The 15308-nt window shown below is 62.3% G+C and carries 14 protein-coding genes; 3 read left to right on the top strand and 11 right to left on the bottom strand.

Features of this window, described 5'->3' with window-relative positions; genetic code table 11:
- Positions 1 to 9 precede the first annotated feature (9 nt).
- From F6S08_RS07490 to plsB, 3 genes are read right to left on the bottom strand one after another with little or no spacing between them, the layout of a single operon-like run.
- Complete coding sequence (locus F6S08_RS07490) at positions 10 to 699, bottom strand: DUF4197 domain-containing protein (RefSeq protein WP_065926472.1); 690 nt, start codon at positions 697 to 699, stop codon at positions 10 to 12.
- A gap of 22 nt (positions 700 to 721) precedes the next feature.
- Positions 722 to 1123 (bottom strand): YbaY family lipoprotein, encoded by a 402-nt coding sequence (locus F6S08_RS07495; RefSeq protein WP_027604494.1) that lies wholly within the window; start codon positions 1121 to 1123, stop codon positions 722 to 724.
- Positions 1124 to 1174: 51 nt separating this feature from the next.
- On the bottom strand, positions 1175 to 3679 hold the full coding sequence (gene plsB, locus F6S08_RS07500) for a glycerol-3-phosphate 1-O-acyltransferase PlsB (protein ID WP_065926470.1): 2505 nt from the start codon (positions 3677 to 3679) through the stop codon (positions 1175 to 1177).
- A 180-nt stretch (positions 3680 to 3859) separates the two neighbouring features.
- Between plsB and F6S08_RS07505 the strand changes: the two genes are divergently transcribed.
- Complete coding sequence (locus F6S08_RS07505; RefSeq protein WP_017529713.1) at positions 3860 to 4069, top strand: cold shock domain-containing protein; 210 nt, start codon at positions 3860 to 3862, stop codon at positions 4067 to 4069.
- 56 nt (positions 4070 to 4125) lie between these two features.
- On the opposite strand, the gene F6S08_RS07510 is transcribed toward F6S08_RS07505, so the two are convergent.
- The 4 genes from F6S08_RS07510 to F6S08_RS07525 form a co-directional block, all read right to left on the bottom strand.
- A complete protein-coding gene (locus F6S08_RS07510; protein ID WP_065926469.1) occupies positions 4126 to 4503 on the bottom strand; it encodes a hypothetical protein in 378 nt (125 codons plus the stop codon).
- A 54-nt stretch (positions 4504 to 4557) separates the two neighbouring features.
- Positions 4558 to 5367 carry a putative RNA methyltransferase gene (locus tag F6S08_RS07515; protein ID WP_065948850.1) on the bottom strand — a complete coding sequence of 270 codons (810 nt, stop codon included), beginning with the start codon at positions 5365 to 5367 and terminating at the stop codon, positions 4558 to 4560.
- Entirely contained in the window at positions 5367 to 6518 is a 1152-nt protein-coding gene (gene dapE / locus F6S08_RS07520) for a succinyl-diaminopimelate desuccinylase (RefSeq protein ID WP_027604490.1), read from the bottom strand. The genes F6S08_RS07515 and dapE overlap by 1 nt, the downstream gene beginning before the upstream one ends.
- A gap of 111 nt (positions 6519 to 6629) precedes the next feature.
- Positions 6630 to 9221, bottom strand: coding sequence for a glycosyltransferase (locus F6S08_RS07525; protein ID WP_065938763.1), 2592 nt, complete (start codon positions 9219 to 9221; stop codon positions 6630 to 6632).
- A gap of 218 nt (positions 9222 to 9439) precedes the next feature.
- Here F6S08_RS07525 and tcdA point away from each other — a divergent pair, with 218 nt between their 5' ends.
- Positions 9440 to 10249, top strand: coding sequence for a tRNA cyclic N6-threonylcarbamoyladenosine(37) synthase TcdA (gene tcdA, locus F6S08_RS07530; RefSeq protein WP_046036662.1), 810 nt, complete (start codon positions 9440 to 9442; stop codon positions 10247 to 10249).
- 69 nt (positions 10250 to 10318) lie between these two features.
- Here tcdA and F6S08_RS07535 read toward each other — a convergent pair whose 3' ends face one another.
- The 4 genes from F6S08_RS07535 to F6S08_RS07550 all read right to left on the bottom strand — a co-directional run bounded on the left by F6S08_RS07535 (position 10319) and on the right by F6S08_RS07550 (position 13428).
- A complete protein-coding gene (locus F6S08_RS07535; protein ID WP_315871485.1) occupies positions 10319 to 10732 on the bottom strand; it encodes a SufE family protein in 414 nt (137 codons plus the stop codon).
- On the bottom strand, positions 10729 to 11934 hold the full coding sequence (locus tag F6S08_RS07540; protein WP_065948848.1) for an aminotransferase class V-fold PLP-dependent enzyme: 1206 nt from the start codon (positions 11932 to 11934) through the stop codon (positions 10729 to 10731). Before F6S08_RS07540 ends, F6S08_RS07535 begins: the two co-directional genes overlap by 4 nt.
- Before the next feature lie 64 nt (positions 11935 to 11998).
- Positions 11999 to 13033, bottom strand: coding sequence for a 2,3,4,5-tetrahydropyridine-2,6-dicarboxylate N-succinyltransferase (gene dapD, locus F6S08_RS07545; RefSeq protein ID WP_027604485.1), 1035 nt, complete (start codon positions 13031 to 13033; stop codon positions 11999 to 12001).
- A gap of 32 nt (positions 13034 to 13065) precedes the next feature.
- Entirely contained in the window at positions 13066 to 13428 is a 363-nt protein-coding gene (locus tag F6S08_RS07550; protein ID WP_053254730.1) for an ArsC family reductase, read from the bottom strand.
- Between the two features lie 228 nt (positions 13429 to 13656).
- Between F6S08_RS07550 and F6S08_RS07555 the strand changes: the two genes are divergently transcribed.
- Positions 13657 to 15300, top strand: coding sequence for a Na+/H+ antiporter (locus tag F6S08_RS07555; protein WP_315871486.1), 1644 nt, complete (start codon positions 13657 to 13659; stop codon positions 15298 to 15300).
- The last annotated feature ends 8 nt before the right edge of the window (positions 15301 to 15308 follow it).

Genomic DNA, 15308 nt, shown 5'->3' on the forward strand with positions numbered 1-15308 from the left:
TCACAGCTATTACAAGGCGCCGAACACCTTCTTCGCCAGGCTGGTCGCCGCAGCCGCCGGGTTCTTGCGAATCGTCTCTTCCTGCTGCGCAATCATCTTGAACAAACCATCCAGCGCCTGTTCGGTCACGTAGCTTTCGACGTTGGCGCTCTTGGCATCCACGGCGCCAAATGCGGCGGCCTTGCCTGCCAGGGCGTTGTACTGCTGGGCCACGCCCACCTTGTCGGTAGCGGCCTTGACGATCGGCAGGAACTTGGCGCGGATGGCTTCGCGGCTGCTTTTGTTCAGGTACTGGGTGGCGGAGTCCTGGCCGCCGCTGAGGATGCCCTTGGCGTCGGTCACGCTCATGTTCTTCACCGCGTTGACCAGGATCGGCTGGGCCTGGGTCACGGCGGTTTCAGCGGCTTTGTTCATGCTGTCTTCCAACTGCGTGACCTGGTCACCCATGCCGAACATTTTCAGCTTGTCGGCGACTTTGCCCAGCTTGCCCGGCAGGCCGATCTTCACTTCAGGGTTGTTGCTGAAACCGCCGGGTACACCCAGTTGTTTCACGGCGATCTGTGCGCCTTGGGTCAGGGCGTCCTTGAGGCCGCCGCTGGCGTCGCCCTGGGACAGGCTACTGAGGTCCAGGGCCATGGCATTGGCGCCGAACAGCAGGCCGGCACACAGGGCAGTGAGGCGAAGGGAGTTGCGGAGCATGGGAGCGTCCTTATGTTCGAGTTCAGGGTGCTACGGCGTTCACGCGCACGCGCAGCGGCTGTGGATCCTGGCCGTTGAGCTGCACCGTGTGCCGTTCGGTGGTGATAAACAGTAGCTTGCCATCCAGCTCGATGCGAGCGCTCACCGAATAACTGTGGCCTGGCTTGACCTGTGCGGGGTCGTAGGTCAGGTGAAACGGCAGCGGCACCTGGCCTTTGACCGGGCCTTTCTGCTCGGCCAACGTCACCGCAGGCGCATCCGCCAGGGACACGTCCTGGAGGCTCACGCTCAAGGTGGCGGCGGGCGGCAGGGCAATGCGTTGCAGGTAGAACACCTCGCCGTCGAGGCTGGCCTTGGGCGCTGGATGCATGGATTGGCAGGCTCCGAGCAGGGCGGTGAGGCCCAGGAGAATGATCTTTTTCATGGTGCAGCTCCTTTTCAACGGCGCCAGCATCCAACTGGCGCCTTGTTCAATCTAGCGTGTTTCTTCCGCTTCCACCGGCGCTTCGGCTGCGCCATCCACACGGTGCAGGGCCACCTGGCGGATCGACAGGCGAATCTCCGCGGGCAACACGCGCTTGGCCGCGCCTTCGGCCAGTTCGCCGAGCAGGTCGTGGTAGCTCAACTTGCCGGCCTCGTCGCGACGCAGCACATCTTGTTCCAGCAAGGTCTGGATGAAATGTCGGAAAAGGCTCTTGTCGAAGAACTCCGGGGCGTTGAGGCCATGCAGGATCGACAGGCGTTGGGCCATGATCGTGCACAGGTCTTCCAGTTCTTCGGCGCTGATGCTGTTCTGGCCGCTGTTGAGCAGCAGCGAGATCGCCATGTAGAAGCGTTGCAGGGTCTGGGCGATGGTCTTGGACAGCAGGGTCAGCAGTACGAAGTGTCGCGAGCTTGGTGCCGGGCGCAGGAACACATTGTTTTCGAAGCGCAGCAGGCCTTGTTCGACGAACGCGTCCAGCCATTGATCGACCACCGTATCCAACTCTTCCAGCGACCAGCGGATAAACAGCTCCGATTGCAGGTACGGGTACAGCGCGTGGGTATAGCGCAGGATCTGCTCGCGGCTCATCCGCGAGCTGCTCTGGAAGAAGCTGGCCAGCAGCGCCGGCAGGGCGAAGATGTGCAGTACGTTGTTGCGGTAGTAGGTCATCAGGACGGCGTTCTGCTCGTCCAGGTACAGAATCTTGCCCAAGGCATCGCTCTGTTCCGACAGCAGGTCCATGTCCTTGACGTGCTTGATCAGCGCCAGGCCGTCGCCTTCGGGCAAGGTGGTGTGGGGCGAATAAGGCACGCGGCGCAGCAGCGCCAGGTACAGGTCCAACTGGCGGGCCATGGCCTGTTCATCCAGGGCCAGGCGCGTGGTCGACAGCAGCGCCAGGGCCACCAGGTTCACCGGGTTCACGGCGGCGGCTTCGTTCAAGTGGCGGGCCACCTGTTCGCCGAGGCGATTGGTGGTTTCGTTGAGCCAGGCCGGTTTGTAGTTCGGGCCCAGTTCCTGGCTGCGCCAGTCCGGTTGCTCGGCGTCGAGGAACTCGGCCAGCTTGATCGGCTCGCCGAAGTTGACCGCGACCTGGCCAAAGCGCTGCTTGAGCGCGCCGACCACTTTGAAAATATCGAAGATCGACTCTTTCTTCTTGCTCGCACCCCGCAGCTCACCGAGGTAGGTGCGGCCTTCGAGCACGCGCTCATAGCCGATATACACCGGCACGAACACGATCGGCATGCGCGAGGAGCGCAGGAAACTGCGCAGCGTAATCGCCAGCATCCCGGTCTTCGGCTGCAGCATGCGCCCGGTGCGCGAGCGCCCGCCTTCGACGAAGTACTCCACCGGGAAGCCCTTGGTGAACAAGGTGTGCAGGTATTCGTTGAACACCGAGGTGTACAGCGGGTTGCCCTTGAAGGTGCGGCGCATGAAAAACGCACCGCCACGGCGCAACAGGCTGCCGATTACCGGCATGTTCAGGTTGATGCCGGCGGCGATATGCGGCGGGGTCAGGCCGTTCTTGAACAGCAGGTAGGACAGCAGCAGGTAGTCGATATGGCTGCGGTGGCAAGGCACATAAATTACCTCGTAGCCCTGGGCAACCTGTTGCACGCCCTCGATGTTATTGACCTTGATGCCGTCGTAGATCTTGTTCCAGAACCAGCTCAACACCACTTCCAGGAAGCGGATCGCGGTGTAGGTGTAGTCCGAGGCGATCTCGTTGCCGTAGCGCAGGGCCAGGGCCTTGGCTTTTTCCGGGCTGATTTTTTCCCGTTCGGCTTCGTCAAGGATGGCCTGGCGCACCAATGGCATGTTGACCAGGCCTTTCACCAGATTGCGCCGGTGGGACAAATCGGGGCCGATCACCGCCGTCTTCAGGTTACGAAAGTGCACGCGCAGGATACGTTGGGCCATGCGCACGGTGCGTTCGTGGCCTTTATTGTGCTCGATCAATTCACGCAGGTTGATGGGCGCGGAGAATTGCACGCGGGTCTTGCGCCCCAGGATCAGGATGCTCAACAACCGGCGTAGACGCCCAGTGACCGCCCAGCTGTCGGCAAACAGCAGTTTCCACGGGCTGGACTCGCTCGCAGGGGTTTGTCCCCAGAACACGCTGACCGGAATGATTTGTGCATTCTCTTCGGCGTGTTCGCTGAGGGTGTTGACCAGGCGGGTCAGGGTCGGCGGCGCGCCGCGCTTGTCCTGACGCCCCAGCCAGTCCGGCTCGGGCGTGAGGTAGAAGAACGCCGCGGGTTCCATCAGCGGGCCCACCGATACCGGCAGTACCGGGCGCGGCAGGCCGGCCTTGGTGCACTCGGCATCGACCACGGCCAATTCGGTGAGGGAGGGCGATTGCAGGACGTAAAACACCGGCCGGCTGCGGTCCAGGTTGAGGGTAAGGGACGACTGGTTGATCGTCTCCGAGCGAACCCAGAGGTACAACAGTCGGCGCAAGGTGCCAAACACCAGACGGCGGAACGGGGAGCGGGTCATAGGCGAGCTGCTTCAAGTGGGAAAAACCGAGCAGGCGCTCGGGCGGGTAGTGTGCCGTATTCGCCGAAAATCGGCAAAAAAGCAGCGATGTAAACTTGAGTTGATCGTTTTTGAGCCTGTCTTATACTCGGCAGTTCAACGCGATCGGCTCAACAATAACAATCAAGTGGGAGTGAACAGATGGCAACGCGCGAGACAGGCAATGTGAAGTGGTTCAACGACGCCAAGGGCTATGGCTTTATCCAGCGTGAAGATGGCAAGGATGTGTTTGTGCACTACCGCGCCATTCGCGGCGACGGCCACCGTTCGTTGGCCGAGGGCCAGCAAGTGGAATACGCCGTGGTAAGCGGCGAGAAGGGGTTGCAGGCGGAGGATGTGGTCGGCCTGTAGGCCGAGCGGCAAGCTACAAGCTGCAAGCGCTATGACTTGCAGCTTGCAGCTGCTTTTTAAGCTGTTTTCCAGGTGATCTGCTCTTCACCGTCCGCGCTGATGCGGATCCAGGTGTCGGCGCTTTCCTCACCTTCTTCCTCGATCCAGCTACCCGGTGCGCAACGTACTTCAACATTCAGCGCAGCAAACGCAGCGCGGGCACAGGCAATGTCGTCTTCCCACGGTGTCTGGTCACTTTCCAGGTACAGGCTGTTCCACTTGCCTACGGCTTTCGGCAGCCAGGTGACGGGCACATTGCCGGCCTTGCACTTGTAGGTCTGGCCACGTTGGACCCAGTCGCTGCAAGGGCCCAGGGCAGCGCCCAGCCAGGCGGCGATGGCTTTGTAGTCGACGTCGGCGTCCTTCAGGTAAATCTCGATATCGGGTTGGCGCATGGATATTCCTCGTTGCGGGATTCGAAAATCCATTCGCGGATGGTTAAAAGTCGGTTATTGAAGCACGAAATAATCGTAGCGCATCGACACCGTGACCAGCAGCGGCTCGGCCGCCTCGATCACCTCGGCACGGCGCTCGGCACTGGCGCGCCAGCCGTGAGGGGTCATGGCCAGCAGGTTGGCGCGGTCCCGGGGCTCGGCCAGGCTCAAGGTGAATTCCAGGGTTTCACTGTGGGCCAGGCTCATGCCGTCCGGCACCAGGGCCAGGTGCTTGTCGTCGGTGTACTCGCGCACTTGGTCGTACAGGCGCTCGCGCAGTTCCATAAGGTGGCCGCTGGTCGGGCCGACCTTCATCAGGCCGCCGCCGGGACTGAGCAGGCGCCTGGCCTCTTGCCAATCCAACGGGCTGAACACACTGGCGAGGAACTGGCAGCTGGCGTCGGCCAACGGCACGCGGGCCATGCTGGCGATCAACCAGGTCAGCGCCGGGTCGCGTTTGCACGCGCGCTTGACCGCTTCCTTGGAAATGTCCAGCGCGTAGCCATCGGCATGGGGCAGGGCCGCGGCGATTTGCGCGGTGTAGTAACCCTCGCCGCAACCGATGTCCACCCAGCGCTGAGGTGCGCGTTCGGCGGCCAGCTCGGCCAGGCGCTTGGCCACCGGGGCGTAGTGCCCGGCGTTGAGAAAGTCACGGCGCGCCTCGACCATGGCCAGGTTGTCGCCCGGGTCGCGGCTGTTCTTGTGCTGCACCGGCAGCAGGTTCAGGTAACCCTGGCGCGCGCGGTCGAAACGGTGCCCGGCCGGGCACGCCACGCCATTGTCCACCGCGTTGAGCGGGGCGCTGCAAATCGGGCAGGCCAGCATCAGGCGAGCAACTTGATCAGGGTCTGGTAATAGATTTCGGTCAGCACGTCGAGGTCGCTGGCCAGGATCCGCTCGTTGACCTGGTGGATCGTCGCGTTCACCGGGCCCAACTCGACCACCTGGGTGCCAAGGGTCGCGATGAAGCGCCCATCGGAGGTACCGCCACTGGTGGAGGCCTGGGTCTCACGCCCGGTGATCGCCTTGATGCTGGCCGACACCGCATCGAGCAATGCGCCCGGCTCGGTGAGGAACGGCAGGCCCGACAGCGCCCACTCCACATGCCAGTCCAGGCCATGCTTGTCGAGAATCGCCGCAACGCGCTGTTGCAGGCCTTCGACAGTGGATTCGGTGGAAAAACGGAAGTTGAACACCGCCGTCAGGTCACCCGGAATCACGTTGGTGGCGCCGGTGCCAGAGTTGAGGTTGGAGATCTGGAAGCTGGTCGGCGGGAAGAAGGCGTTGCCGTTGTCCCAGTGCTCGGCGGCCAGTTCGGCCAGGGCCGGTGCGGCCAGGTGGATCGGGTTCTTCGCCAGGTGCGGGTAGGCCACATGGCCCTGTACGCCGCGCACGGTCAGGGTGGCGCCGAGGGAGCCGCGACGGCCGTTCTTGACCACGTCACCCACCAGGGTGGTGCTCGACGGTTCGCCGACGATGCACCAGTCCAGGCGCTCCTTGCGCGCGGCCAGGCGTTCGATCACGGCCTTGGTGCCATGGTGCGCCGGGCCTTCCTCATCGCTGGTGATCAGGAACGCGACCGAGCCCTTGTGGTCCGGGTAGTCGCTGACGAAGCGCTCGGCCGCCACCAGCATGGCGGCCAGACTGCCCTTCATGTCGGCCGCGCCACGCCCGCAGAGCATGCCGTTTTCGTCGATCAATGCGTCGAACGGGTCGTTCTGCCAGGCTTGCACCGGGCCGGTGGGGACCACGTCGGTGTGGCCGGCGAAGCACAGCACCGGGCCGTCGTGCTTGCCATGGGTGGCCCAGAAGTTGTCCACGTCCTCGATGCGCATCGGCTCCAGCGCAAAACCGGCGTCGCCCAGGCGCTGCATCATCAGCTTCTGGCAATCGGCGTCGATCGGCGTGACCGAGGGACGACGGATCAGGTCGATGGCAAGTTGAAGGGTCGGCGAAAGGTCGGCATGGGCCGTCATGGGAAAACTCCGGGAAGCATGTCTGGAAGAGCGGGGCGGGCGGACAAAACGGCCGTTATCTTATAGCAAAACGGCGGCCAGAGGCCGCCGTTTAGTGCATTGCGCAAGTTTTTAAGCCACAGGTGCAGGCTCAGGTGCCACGGCTGGTTTCGGCAGCGACGACAGGAACGCCATGATCAACGCCGCCACATACGGCAGCGATTGCACCAGCAGCATCACCACCCAGAAACGTATGTCATTGCTCGGCAGGCCCTGCACAAGGTAGATCCCCAGCGCCGCGCCCCACAACAGCAGCATGATGAACATTTCTTCGCGGGCTTCGGAAATCGCTACCCAGAAGCCATGGTTATCCGCGTTTTTCGGGGTACGAAAGAACGGAATGCTGGTGGTGAAGAAGCCATACAGCACCGCCTTGGCGATGGTGTGGGACAACGCCAGGCCAGCCAGGGCGGCGCAGAACGCATCCTTGAGGTTCACACCTACCGCGCGGCGGTAGAGGAAGATGATCTTGCCCACCTTGAACACGAACAACGCCAACGGCGGGATCGCGAAAATCAACAGCGGCGGGTCGACCCGCGTCGGCACGATGATCATCGCCGCCGACCACAACAGCGCGCCGACGGTGAAGAAGATGTTCATGCCGTCCGCCACCCACGGCAACCAGCCCGCGAGGAAGTGGTAGCGCTGGCCACGGGTCAGCTCGGTGTCTTTGCCGCGCAGCAGGCTGGCGGTGTGACGCTTGATGATCTGGATCGCGCCATAGGCCCAGCGGAAACGCTGTTTCTTGAAGTCGATAAAGGTATCCGGCATCAGGCCCTTGCCGTAGCTGTCGTGGTAGTACGCCGCCGACAGACCTTTCTCGAATACCCGCAGGCCGAGTTCGGCGTCTTCGCAGATGCACCAGTCGGCCCAGCCCAGTTCCTCGAGCACCGAGCGACGGGTCATGGTCATGGTGCCGTGCTGGATGATCGCGTCGCGGTCGTTACGGGTGACCATACCGATATGGAAGAAGCCTTTGTATTCGGCGTAGCAGAGCTTCTTGAAGGTGCTTTCGTTCTGATCGCGGTAGTCCTGCGGCGACTGCACCACGGCGATTTTCGGGTCGGCGAAGTGCGGCACCATGTGCTTGAGCCAGTTCGGCGACACGCAGTAGTCCGAGTCGATCACCGCGATCACTTCGGCATCCTTGGCGGTGTGCGGGATCAGGTAGTTCAGTGCACCGCCCTTGAAACCGGCCAGGGGTGCGACGTGGAAGAACTTGAAGCGCGGGCCCAGGGTTTCGCAGTAGTCGCGCACCGGTTCCCATACCGCCGGGTCCTTGGTGTTGTTGTCGATGATCAGGACTTCATAGTCCGGGTAATCGAGGGCCGCCAGGGCGTCGAGGGTCTGTTTGACCATCTCTGGCGGCTCGTTGTAGCACGGCACATGGATCGACACTTTTGGGCGGTAGTCCGATTCCCCTTCCACCGGCAGGAATTCACGCCGGCGCTTGTGGGTCCATACCGCTTCCGCCAGTTCGTGGGCTTCGGTCAGCAACACAATGAACACGCCCAGGGCGCCCAGGGCCAACAAGATGCCGACGGTCACGCTGAACCAGGTGCTGTATTGCTGACTGTAGTCGTAGCCGATCCACACCAGTACGGAACCGCAGAGGAACGCGATAAAGGTCAGGAAGGTGCGGCCACGCTGGCGCAGGGATGAGCCGTCGATCATCAGCAGGGTCAGGGACAGCAAGGCGAGCACCACCGAGCCGATCGCCAGGACGCGCCACTGCGGGATTGCCACCACCGGCCCTTCGAAGTTGAATTTCTGCTGGCGCGCGGCGTTGTAGACGCCCCAATACGCGCCGGCCGAGCCTTCGTCGCTGACCTTCCACGGCTGGTCGAAGGCCTCGATCACGAAGTAGTTGTAGCCCTGGCGGTTCAGCTTGTTCACCAGCGTACGCAGGTAAATGGCCTGGTCTGCGGGGGACGTTTCATTCCCGCCGCGCATACGGCCGTTACTTGGCCAGCCCACTTCCGACAGCAGCAGCGGCTTTTTCGGGAACAGTTTCTTCAGGTCCCTGGCGCGGTCGAGTACGTACTGGCCGGCCTTGTCCATCGGGATGTATTCCCAGAACGGCAGGATGTGCGCGGCGATCAGGTCGACGTGCTTGGCCAGTTGCGGGTTCTTTTCCCAGATATGCCATTGCTCGGAGGTCGTCACCGGTACTTTCACGGCGCTGCGTACCCGGTCCAGCAACACGATCAGGGCTTCAGGCGTGATTTCTTCACGGAACAGCGCCTCGTTACCGACCACAACCCGCACGACACTGCGCGAGCTGTTGGCGATCTCGATGGCCCGCTGGACTTCGCGCTCGTTACGCTCCAGGTCCGGGCTGATCCAGATCCCCAGGGTTACGCGCAGGCCGAACTCTTCGGCCAGCTTGGGAATGTCCCCCAGCGTGCCGTCGACCGAGTAGGTGCGGATGTTATCCGTCAGCTTGCTCATGATCTCCAGATCGCGACGCATCTGCTCGTCGGTGGGGTACTGGTCTTTCTGCGGGTACTGGCCTTGCTGGAACGGCGAGTAGGAAAAACCGGAGATCTGCTCGGGCCAGTTGGGAGCAGTGACCGGGCGGTTGATCAGCGCCCAGAAGCCGGTGAACAGCGCGGCAATTGCCAGCACTATCACCAGGTTGAGTCCAAATTTACGCGATGCCATGGTTATGTCGGGTTCCAAAGGGTGTGGAACGAAAAGAGGTGTCGGCCTGCACCGAACGGCGCGCATCCTACACCGGCCTTTCCCTGACCGTACAGCAAGCCGAGAAAAACCGGACATTGGGCAGCGAAAGTACATCTAAGTTCTTAACTTGTAGCTTGTAGCTTAAAACTTGTCGCTGCGTAGTCCTATAATGCGCGCCGGTTTTTGGGGTAATGGTCATGAGTACAGAAGATCCGCGGTTTGCAGGCGTCGCCCGCTTGTATGGCATTGAAGGCCTGGAGCGCTTGAAAGCGGCCCATGTGGCGATCGTCGGCGTCGGTGGCGTCGGCTCGTGGGCGGCGGAAGCCATGGCCCGTTGCGGGGTGGGCGAGATTTCGCTGTTCGACCTGGACGACGTCTGCGTCAGCAACAGCAACCGCCAGCTGCACGCCTTGGACAGTACCGTGGGCAAGCCCAAGGTCGAGGTGATGGCCGAGCGCCTGCGCGCGATCAACCCGGATTGCACGGTGCATGCGGTAGCGGATTTCGTCACCCGCGACACTATGGCCGAGTACATCACGCCCAACATCGATTGCGTGATCGACTGCATCGACGCGGTTAACGCCAAGGCCGCACTGATTGCCTGGTGCAAGCGCCGCAAGATCCAGATCATCACCACCGGTGGCGCCGGTGGGCAGATCGACCCGACGCTGATCCAGGTCTGCGACCTGAACCGCACCTTTAATGATCCCTTGGCGTCGAAAGTGCGTTCCACCTTGCGCCGTGACTACGGCTTTTCCCGCACCGTGACCCGCCACTACAGCGTGCCGTGCGTGTTTTCCACCGAGCAACTGCGCTACCCCAAGCCGGATGGCAGCATCTGTTTGCAGAAGAGTTTTGTCGGTGATGGGGTGAAGCTGGACTGCGCCGGCGGGTTTGGCGCGGTGATGATGGTGACGGCGACCTTCGGCATGGTCGCGGCGACCAAGGCGGTGGACAAGATTGTGGCCGGGGTGCGCAGGCCCTCGGAACGGGTCAAACCGACCTGAGTCTCAGAACTTTAGACGGTTCAAATGTGGGAGGGGCGGTGCGACGATTCGACTTGCTCCCTCCCACATTTAGTCCTGTGTATGGCTTAGCGTTCGCATGCGCTGCAGGACTGCATTCAGCCCATTGCTGCGCGACGGCGACAGTTGACGGGAAAGCCCTAGCTGATTGAACCAGTCAGGCAAGTCGACCGCCTGCAACTCGTCCGCCGACAGCCCATTGACCCGTGCCAGCAGCAATGCCACCAAGCCACGAATCATCCGCGCATCGCTGCTCGCGGCGAACTGCCAGTGGCCATCTTGCAAGCGCCCCACCAACCACACCAGGCTCTCACAGCCCTGCACCAGGTTGGCATCGACCTTCTCCTCATCCGCCAATACGGGCAGGCGTTCACCCCACTGCATCAGCATTCGAGCGCGTTGCTCCCAGCTGCCTACTGACTGGAAGGCTTCTAGCGCAGCAATTGCAACCACCGGCAGGCTCATCGCAGCATATCCAGCGCCCGGTCCAGCGCTTCAAAGAAGCGTTCCAGGTCATCGGAATCGTTATACAGCGCCAGGGAGACGCGGATCGCCCCCGACAAGTGCATCGCCTTGAGCAGCGGCATCGCGCAATGATGGCCGGCACGTACGGCAATGCCTTGTTCGGTCAGCAGGTGCGCGAGGTCGGCGTTGTGCACGCCTTCGACCACAAAACTGACCAGCGCCGCCTGCGGCGACCCCAACACACGGACGCCATTGCGCGCGTTCAGCCCGCGCAACAGGTAGTCATGCAGGGCCGCTTCATGGGTGAGAATCGCCTGTGGGTCCAGCGAACTCAGATAGTCCAGGGTCGCGCCCAGGCCGATCACGCCGGCAATCGGCGGGGTGCCGGCTTCGAACCCCAGCGGTGCCGGGCGGAAGCTGGCGCTGTGGTAGTCGGCCTGTTGCACCATCTCGCCACCGAATTGCCAATGGCGCAGGTGATGCAGGGCTGCGTGGCTGCCGTACAGCACGCCGACGCCGTCCGGGCCGTACAGCTTATGGCTGGAAAATACATAGAAGTCGCAGCCCAGGGCCTGCACGTCGTGGCGGCCGTGGACGATGCCTTGGGCGCCATCGACCACGGTCAGGGCGCCGTGTGCCTGGGCCAGCGCCAGCAAGGCCGGCAGCGGCTGCCAGGTGCCAAGCACGTTGGACAGTTGGCTCACCGCCAGCAGGCGCGTACGCGGGCCGATCAACTCGGCGGCGGCTTGCAGGTCGGTCACGCCGTCATCGTCGAGAGGCAATACCACCAGGGTGAGCGCGCGACGCTTGGCCAGTTGCTGCCACGGCAACAGGTTGGCGTGGTGTTCCAGGGCGCTGATGACAATCTCATCGCCCGCATTGAATAAGTGCTCAAGGCCATAAGCCAGGAGGTTCAGCGCTGACGTCGCGCCGTGGGTGAACACGATTTGCCCGCTGTCACCTGCATTCAACCACTGCGCAACCTTGCTGCGACTGTCCTCGAAGGCCTGGGTCGCATGGGCGCCCGGCAAATGCTGGGCACGGTGCACATTGGCGGCGCCATTGGCGTAGTAATGGCTGATGGCATCCAGCAGGGCCTGGGGTTTTTGCGTCGTCGCGGCGTTGTCCAGGTAGGTCTGGTCTTGCCGTTGCAGGGTGGCGATGGCCGGAAAGTCGGCGCGCCAGGGGGAGGGCACAAGCATGGTGTTCAAGACTCGTATAAGCGAGCCCCAGGGTCGGGGCCCGCTAGTGGCATCGAGTGGCTGCTTAGTTGTGAGCGTGCAGCGCTTCGTTCAGTTCGATGGCCGATTTGTGGGTTTTGCACTCCACGGCACCGGTCTCGGAGTTACGGCGGAACAGCAGGTCCGGTTGGCCGGCCAGCTCACGCGCCTTGACCACCTTGACCAGTTGGTTCGACTCGTCCAGCAGCGCAACCTTGGTGCCGGCGGTGACGTACAGGCCCGATTCCACGGTGTTGCGGTCGCCCAATGGGATACCGATACCGGCGTTGGCGCCGATCAGGCAGCCTTCGCCGACCTTGATCACGATGTTGCCGCCGCCCGACAGGGTGCCCATGGTCGAGCAACCGCCGCCCAAGTCCGAACCCTTGCCGACGAACACGCCAGCCGATACACGGCCTTCGATCATGCCCGGGCCTTCGGTGCCGGCGTTGAAGTTGACGAAACCTTCGTGCATCACGGTGGTGCCTTCGCCCACATAGGCGCCGAGGCGGATACGCGCGGCATCAGCGATACGCACGCCGCTCGGTACCACGTAGTCGGTCATTTTCGGGAACTTGTCCACCGAGAACACTTCCAGCAACTCGCCACGCAGGCGGGCTTCCAGTTGGCGTTCGGCCAGCTCATTGATGTCGATTGCGCCCTGGCTGGTCCAGGCCACGTTCGGCAGTTGCGGGAACACACCGGCGAGGCTCAGGCCGTGTGGCTTGACCAGGCGATGGGACAGCAGGTGCAGCTTGAGGTAGGCCTCTGGGGTGGACGTCAGTGCGGCGTCTTCGGCCAGCAAGGTGGCGACCAGCGGTGTGTGGCTTTCAGCCAGGCGGCTCAGCAGGGCGGCTTGGGTAGCGTCGACGCCTTTGAGCGCGTCGGCCAGTTGCAGGGCCTGGGCGACGGTGAAGGTGATCGCCTGGTTGCCTTCGCTGTAGCCGAGGATCGGCGCGATGGCGGCAACGATTTCAGCCGATGGATTGAGCAAGGGTTGTGCGTAAAACACTTCCAGCCAAGCACCTTGGCGGTTCTGAGTGCCGACGCCGAAGCCCAGGCTGAACAGGGAATTGGACATGCTGTTACCTCTACAAAAATGGAAGGGCTGGCCTACTTGAGGGCCGCCGAATAACTATCTGGTTTGAAGCCAATCAGGGTTCTGTCACCGAGATCAAGCACCGGGCGCTTGATCATCGAAGGTTGCGCGAGCATCAATTCAATGGCTTTCGACTGATCGAGATCGGCTTTGCGTTCGTCTTCGAGTTTGCGAAAGGTGGTGCCCGCACGGTTCAAAACCACCTGCCAACCGTGCTCGTTGCACCATTGGGTCAAGTGTTCGCGGTCGATACCGGCCGTTTTGTAGTCGTGGAACGCATAGCTCACCGCGTGCTCATCGAGCCAGGTGCGCGCCTTTTTCATGGTGTCGCAGGCTTTGATGCCGAAAAGGTGCAACGTTTTGCTTGAAGCGGTCAAGGAATTGCCCCCCCCTGCTTTACTGATGTAAGTGCCAATGAAAATGAAAGGTCACGGATTATGCCACGCCCAGAGATTTTGGGTGCCGCTCGTCAGCAGCGTGCGACTTTTGTGCAAAAGCCAGCGCGCAGCATAGGCCGGTAAGATAGCCGGGTAATATGGCACTTCAACGGCCAGTTGTTGCCTGATGTGTGTCGTTGCAAGCCGATCGTCCGGGAAACCCGCGTTATGCAAACCGCCTACACCGTTCTTATCCTGCTGATGCTGGTCAGCGTTTCGCGTCTGGTCGGGCGTGTCATCCCTCTGCCGTTACCCCTGGTGCAGATTGCCGCCGGCGCCTTGCTGGCCTGGCCCACGCTGGGGCTGCACGTGGCGCTGGACCCGGAGTTGTTCCTGTTTCTGTTCCTGCCACCGCTGCTGTTCTCCGATGGCTGGCGCATGCCCAAGCGCGAATTGTGGCGCCTGCGTGGGCCGATCCTGACGCTGGCCGTCGGGTTGGTGCTGTTCACCGTGGTCGGTGCTGGCTACTTCATTCATTGGCTATTGCCGACGATCCCGCTGCCGGTGGCCTTCGCCCTCGCGGCCGTGTTGTCGCCGACAGATGCCGTGGCCGTGTCGGCAATTGCCCAGAACCGCTTGCCGACGCCGCTGATGCATATGCTTCAGGGCGAAGCGTTGATGAATGACGCCTCGGGCCTGGTGACCTTCAAGTTCGCCTTGGCGGCCGCGTTGACCGGTGTGTTCTCGTTGGCCGATGCCAGCCTGACCTTTGTCTTGGTGGCCTTGGGCGGCCTGGCGGTGGGGGTGGCGCTGAGTTGGCTGGTCGGCCGCCTGCGTGCCTGGATGATTGCCCGGGGCTGGGACGACCCGGCAACGCATGTGGTGTTCATGTTGCTGTTGCCGTTTGCGGCCTACGTGTTGGCCGAACGGCTCGGCGCCTCGGGCATCTTGTCGGCGGTCGCGGCGGGCATGATGCAAAGCTGGCTCGACCTGCTGCCTCGCCAGACCAGCACGCGCCTGCTCAATCGCAGTGTCTGGTCATTGCTGGAATTTGCCTTCAATGGCCTGATCTTCCTGCTGCTGGGCCTGCAATTGCCGGACATCATCAAGGCCGTGGCCAGTCATGAGCCGACGCTGTGGCCCACCTTGTTGTATCGCTGCCTGGATGTGACTGCGATTTTCCTGGTGCTGGTGGTGCTGCGTTTTATCTGGGTGCAGAGCATCTGGCGCCTGTCGGGTTTGCTCCGGCGGCTGCGTGGGAAAAGTGAGTTGACCCTGGTGCCCACTGCGCGTTCCTGCTGGCTGTTGACCGTGGGCGGTGTGCGCGGTGCGGTGACCCTGGCCGGTGTAATGTCGGTGCCATTGCTGCTGGTGCCAGGCCAGGATTTCCCCGAGCGCGACCTGCTGATCTTTATCGCTGCTGGTGTGATCCTGCTGTCACTGATCGCCGCCTGCATCGCCCTGCCGCTGCTCTTGCGGGGCGTTGAAAAGAGTCCGGATGAAAAGCGCCATAACGAAGTGCGCGAGGCCTGGAAAAAAACCGCCGTGGCGGCTATCCATGCCCTGGAGGCGGAAGAGCCCGTGGAAACAACAACCCAGGACGCCGCCCAGGCCGCGCTGGCCACTGAGCTCAAGGCGCGCCTGATGTCGGAATATCGCCATCAACTGGAGGTGTTCAACGATTCAGCCGAGGCCCAGGCGCTGGCCCAGCAAATGGATCAACTGGAGCGAAAGTTGCGTCTCAAGGCGCTGCGCGCACAGCGGTTGGAGTTGTACAGCTTGAGCCGTCATCACCAGATTGGTGATGACGTGTTGCGAGAGGTGCTGGCAGAGTTGGATATGAGTGAGGCGAACTTGGGGGCAGTGAAGTAGAAGTGGTA

The sequence above is a fragment of the Pseudomonas sp. JV449 genome (genome assembly GCF_032424295.1).
In the GTDB taxonomy this organism is placed as follows: domain Bacteria; phylum Pseudomonadota; class Gammaproteobacteria; order Pseudomonadales; family Pseudomonadaceae; genus Aquipseudomonas; species Aquipseudomonas marginalis.

Coding starts and splice junctions, on each gene's coding strand:
- F6S08_RS07490 (WP_065926472.1), bottom strand. CDS start 699: ATGCTCCGCAACTCCCTTCGCCTCACTGCCCTGTGTGCCGGCCTGCTG.
- F6S08_RS07495 (WP_027604494.1), bottom strand. CDS start 1,123: ATGAAAAAGATCATTCTCCTGGGCCTCACCGCCCTGCTCGGAGCCTGC.
- plsB (WP_065926470.1), bottom strand. CDS start 3,679: ATGACCCGCTCCCCGTTCCGCCGTCTGGTGTTTGGCACCTTGCGCCGA.
- F6S08_RS07505 (WP_017529713.1), top strand. CDS start 3,860: ATGGCAACGCGCGAGACAGGCAATGTGAAGTGGTTCAACGACGCCAAG.
- F6S08_RS07510 (WP_065926469.1), bottom strand. CDS start 4,503: ATGCGCCAACCCGATATCGAGATTTACCTGAAGGACGCCGACGTCGAC.
- F6S08_RS07515 (WP_065948850.1), bottom strand. CDS start 5,367: ATGCTGGCCTGCCCGATTTGCAGCGCCCCGCTCAACGCGGTGGACAAT.
- dapE (WP_027604490.1), bottom strand. CDS start 6,518: ATGACGGCCCATGCCGACCTTTCGCCGACCCTTCAACTTGCCATCGAC.
- F6S08_RS07525 (WP_065938763.1), bottom strand. CDS start 9,221: ATGGCATCGCGTAAATTTGGACTCAACCTGGTGATAGTGCTGGCAATT.
- tcdA (WP_046036662.1), top strand. CDS start 9,440: ATGAGTACAGAAGATCCGCGGTTTGCAGGCGTCGCCCGCTTGTATGGC.
- F6S08_RS07535 (WP_315871485.1), bottom strand. CDS start 10,732: ATGAGCCTGCCGGTGGTTGCAATTGCTGCGCTAGAAGCCTTCCAGTCA.
- F6S08_RS07540 (WP_065948848.1), bottom strand. CDS start 11,934: ATGCTTGTGCCCTCCCCCTGGCGCGCCGACTTTCCGGCCATCGCCACC.
- dapD (WP_027604485.1), bottom strand. CDS start 13,033: ATGTCCAATTCCCTGTTCAGCCTGGGCTTCGGCGTCGGCACTCAGAAC.
- F6S08_RS07555 (WP_315871486.1), top strand. CDS start 13,657: ATGCAAACCGCCTACACCGTTCTTATCCTGCTGATGCTGGTCAGCGTT.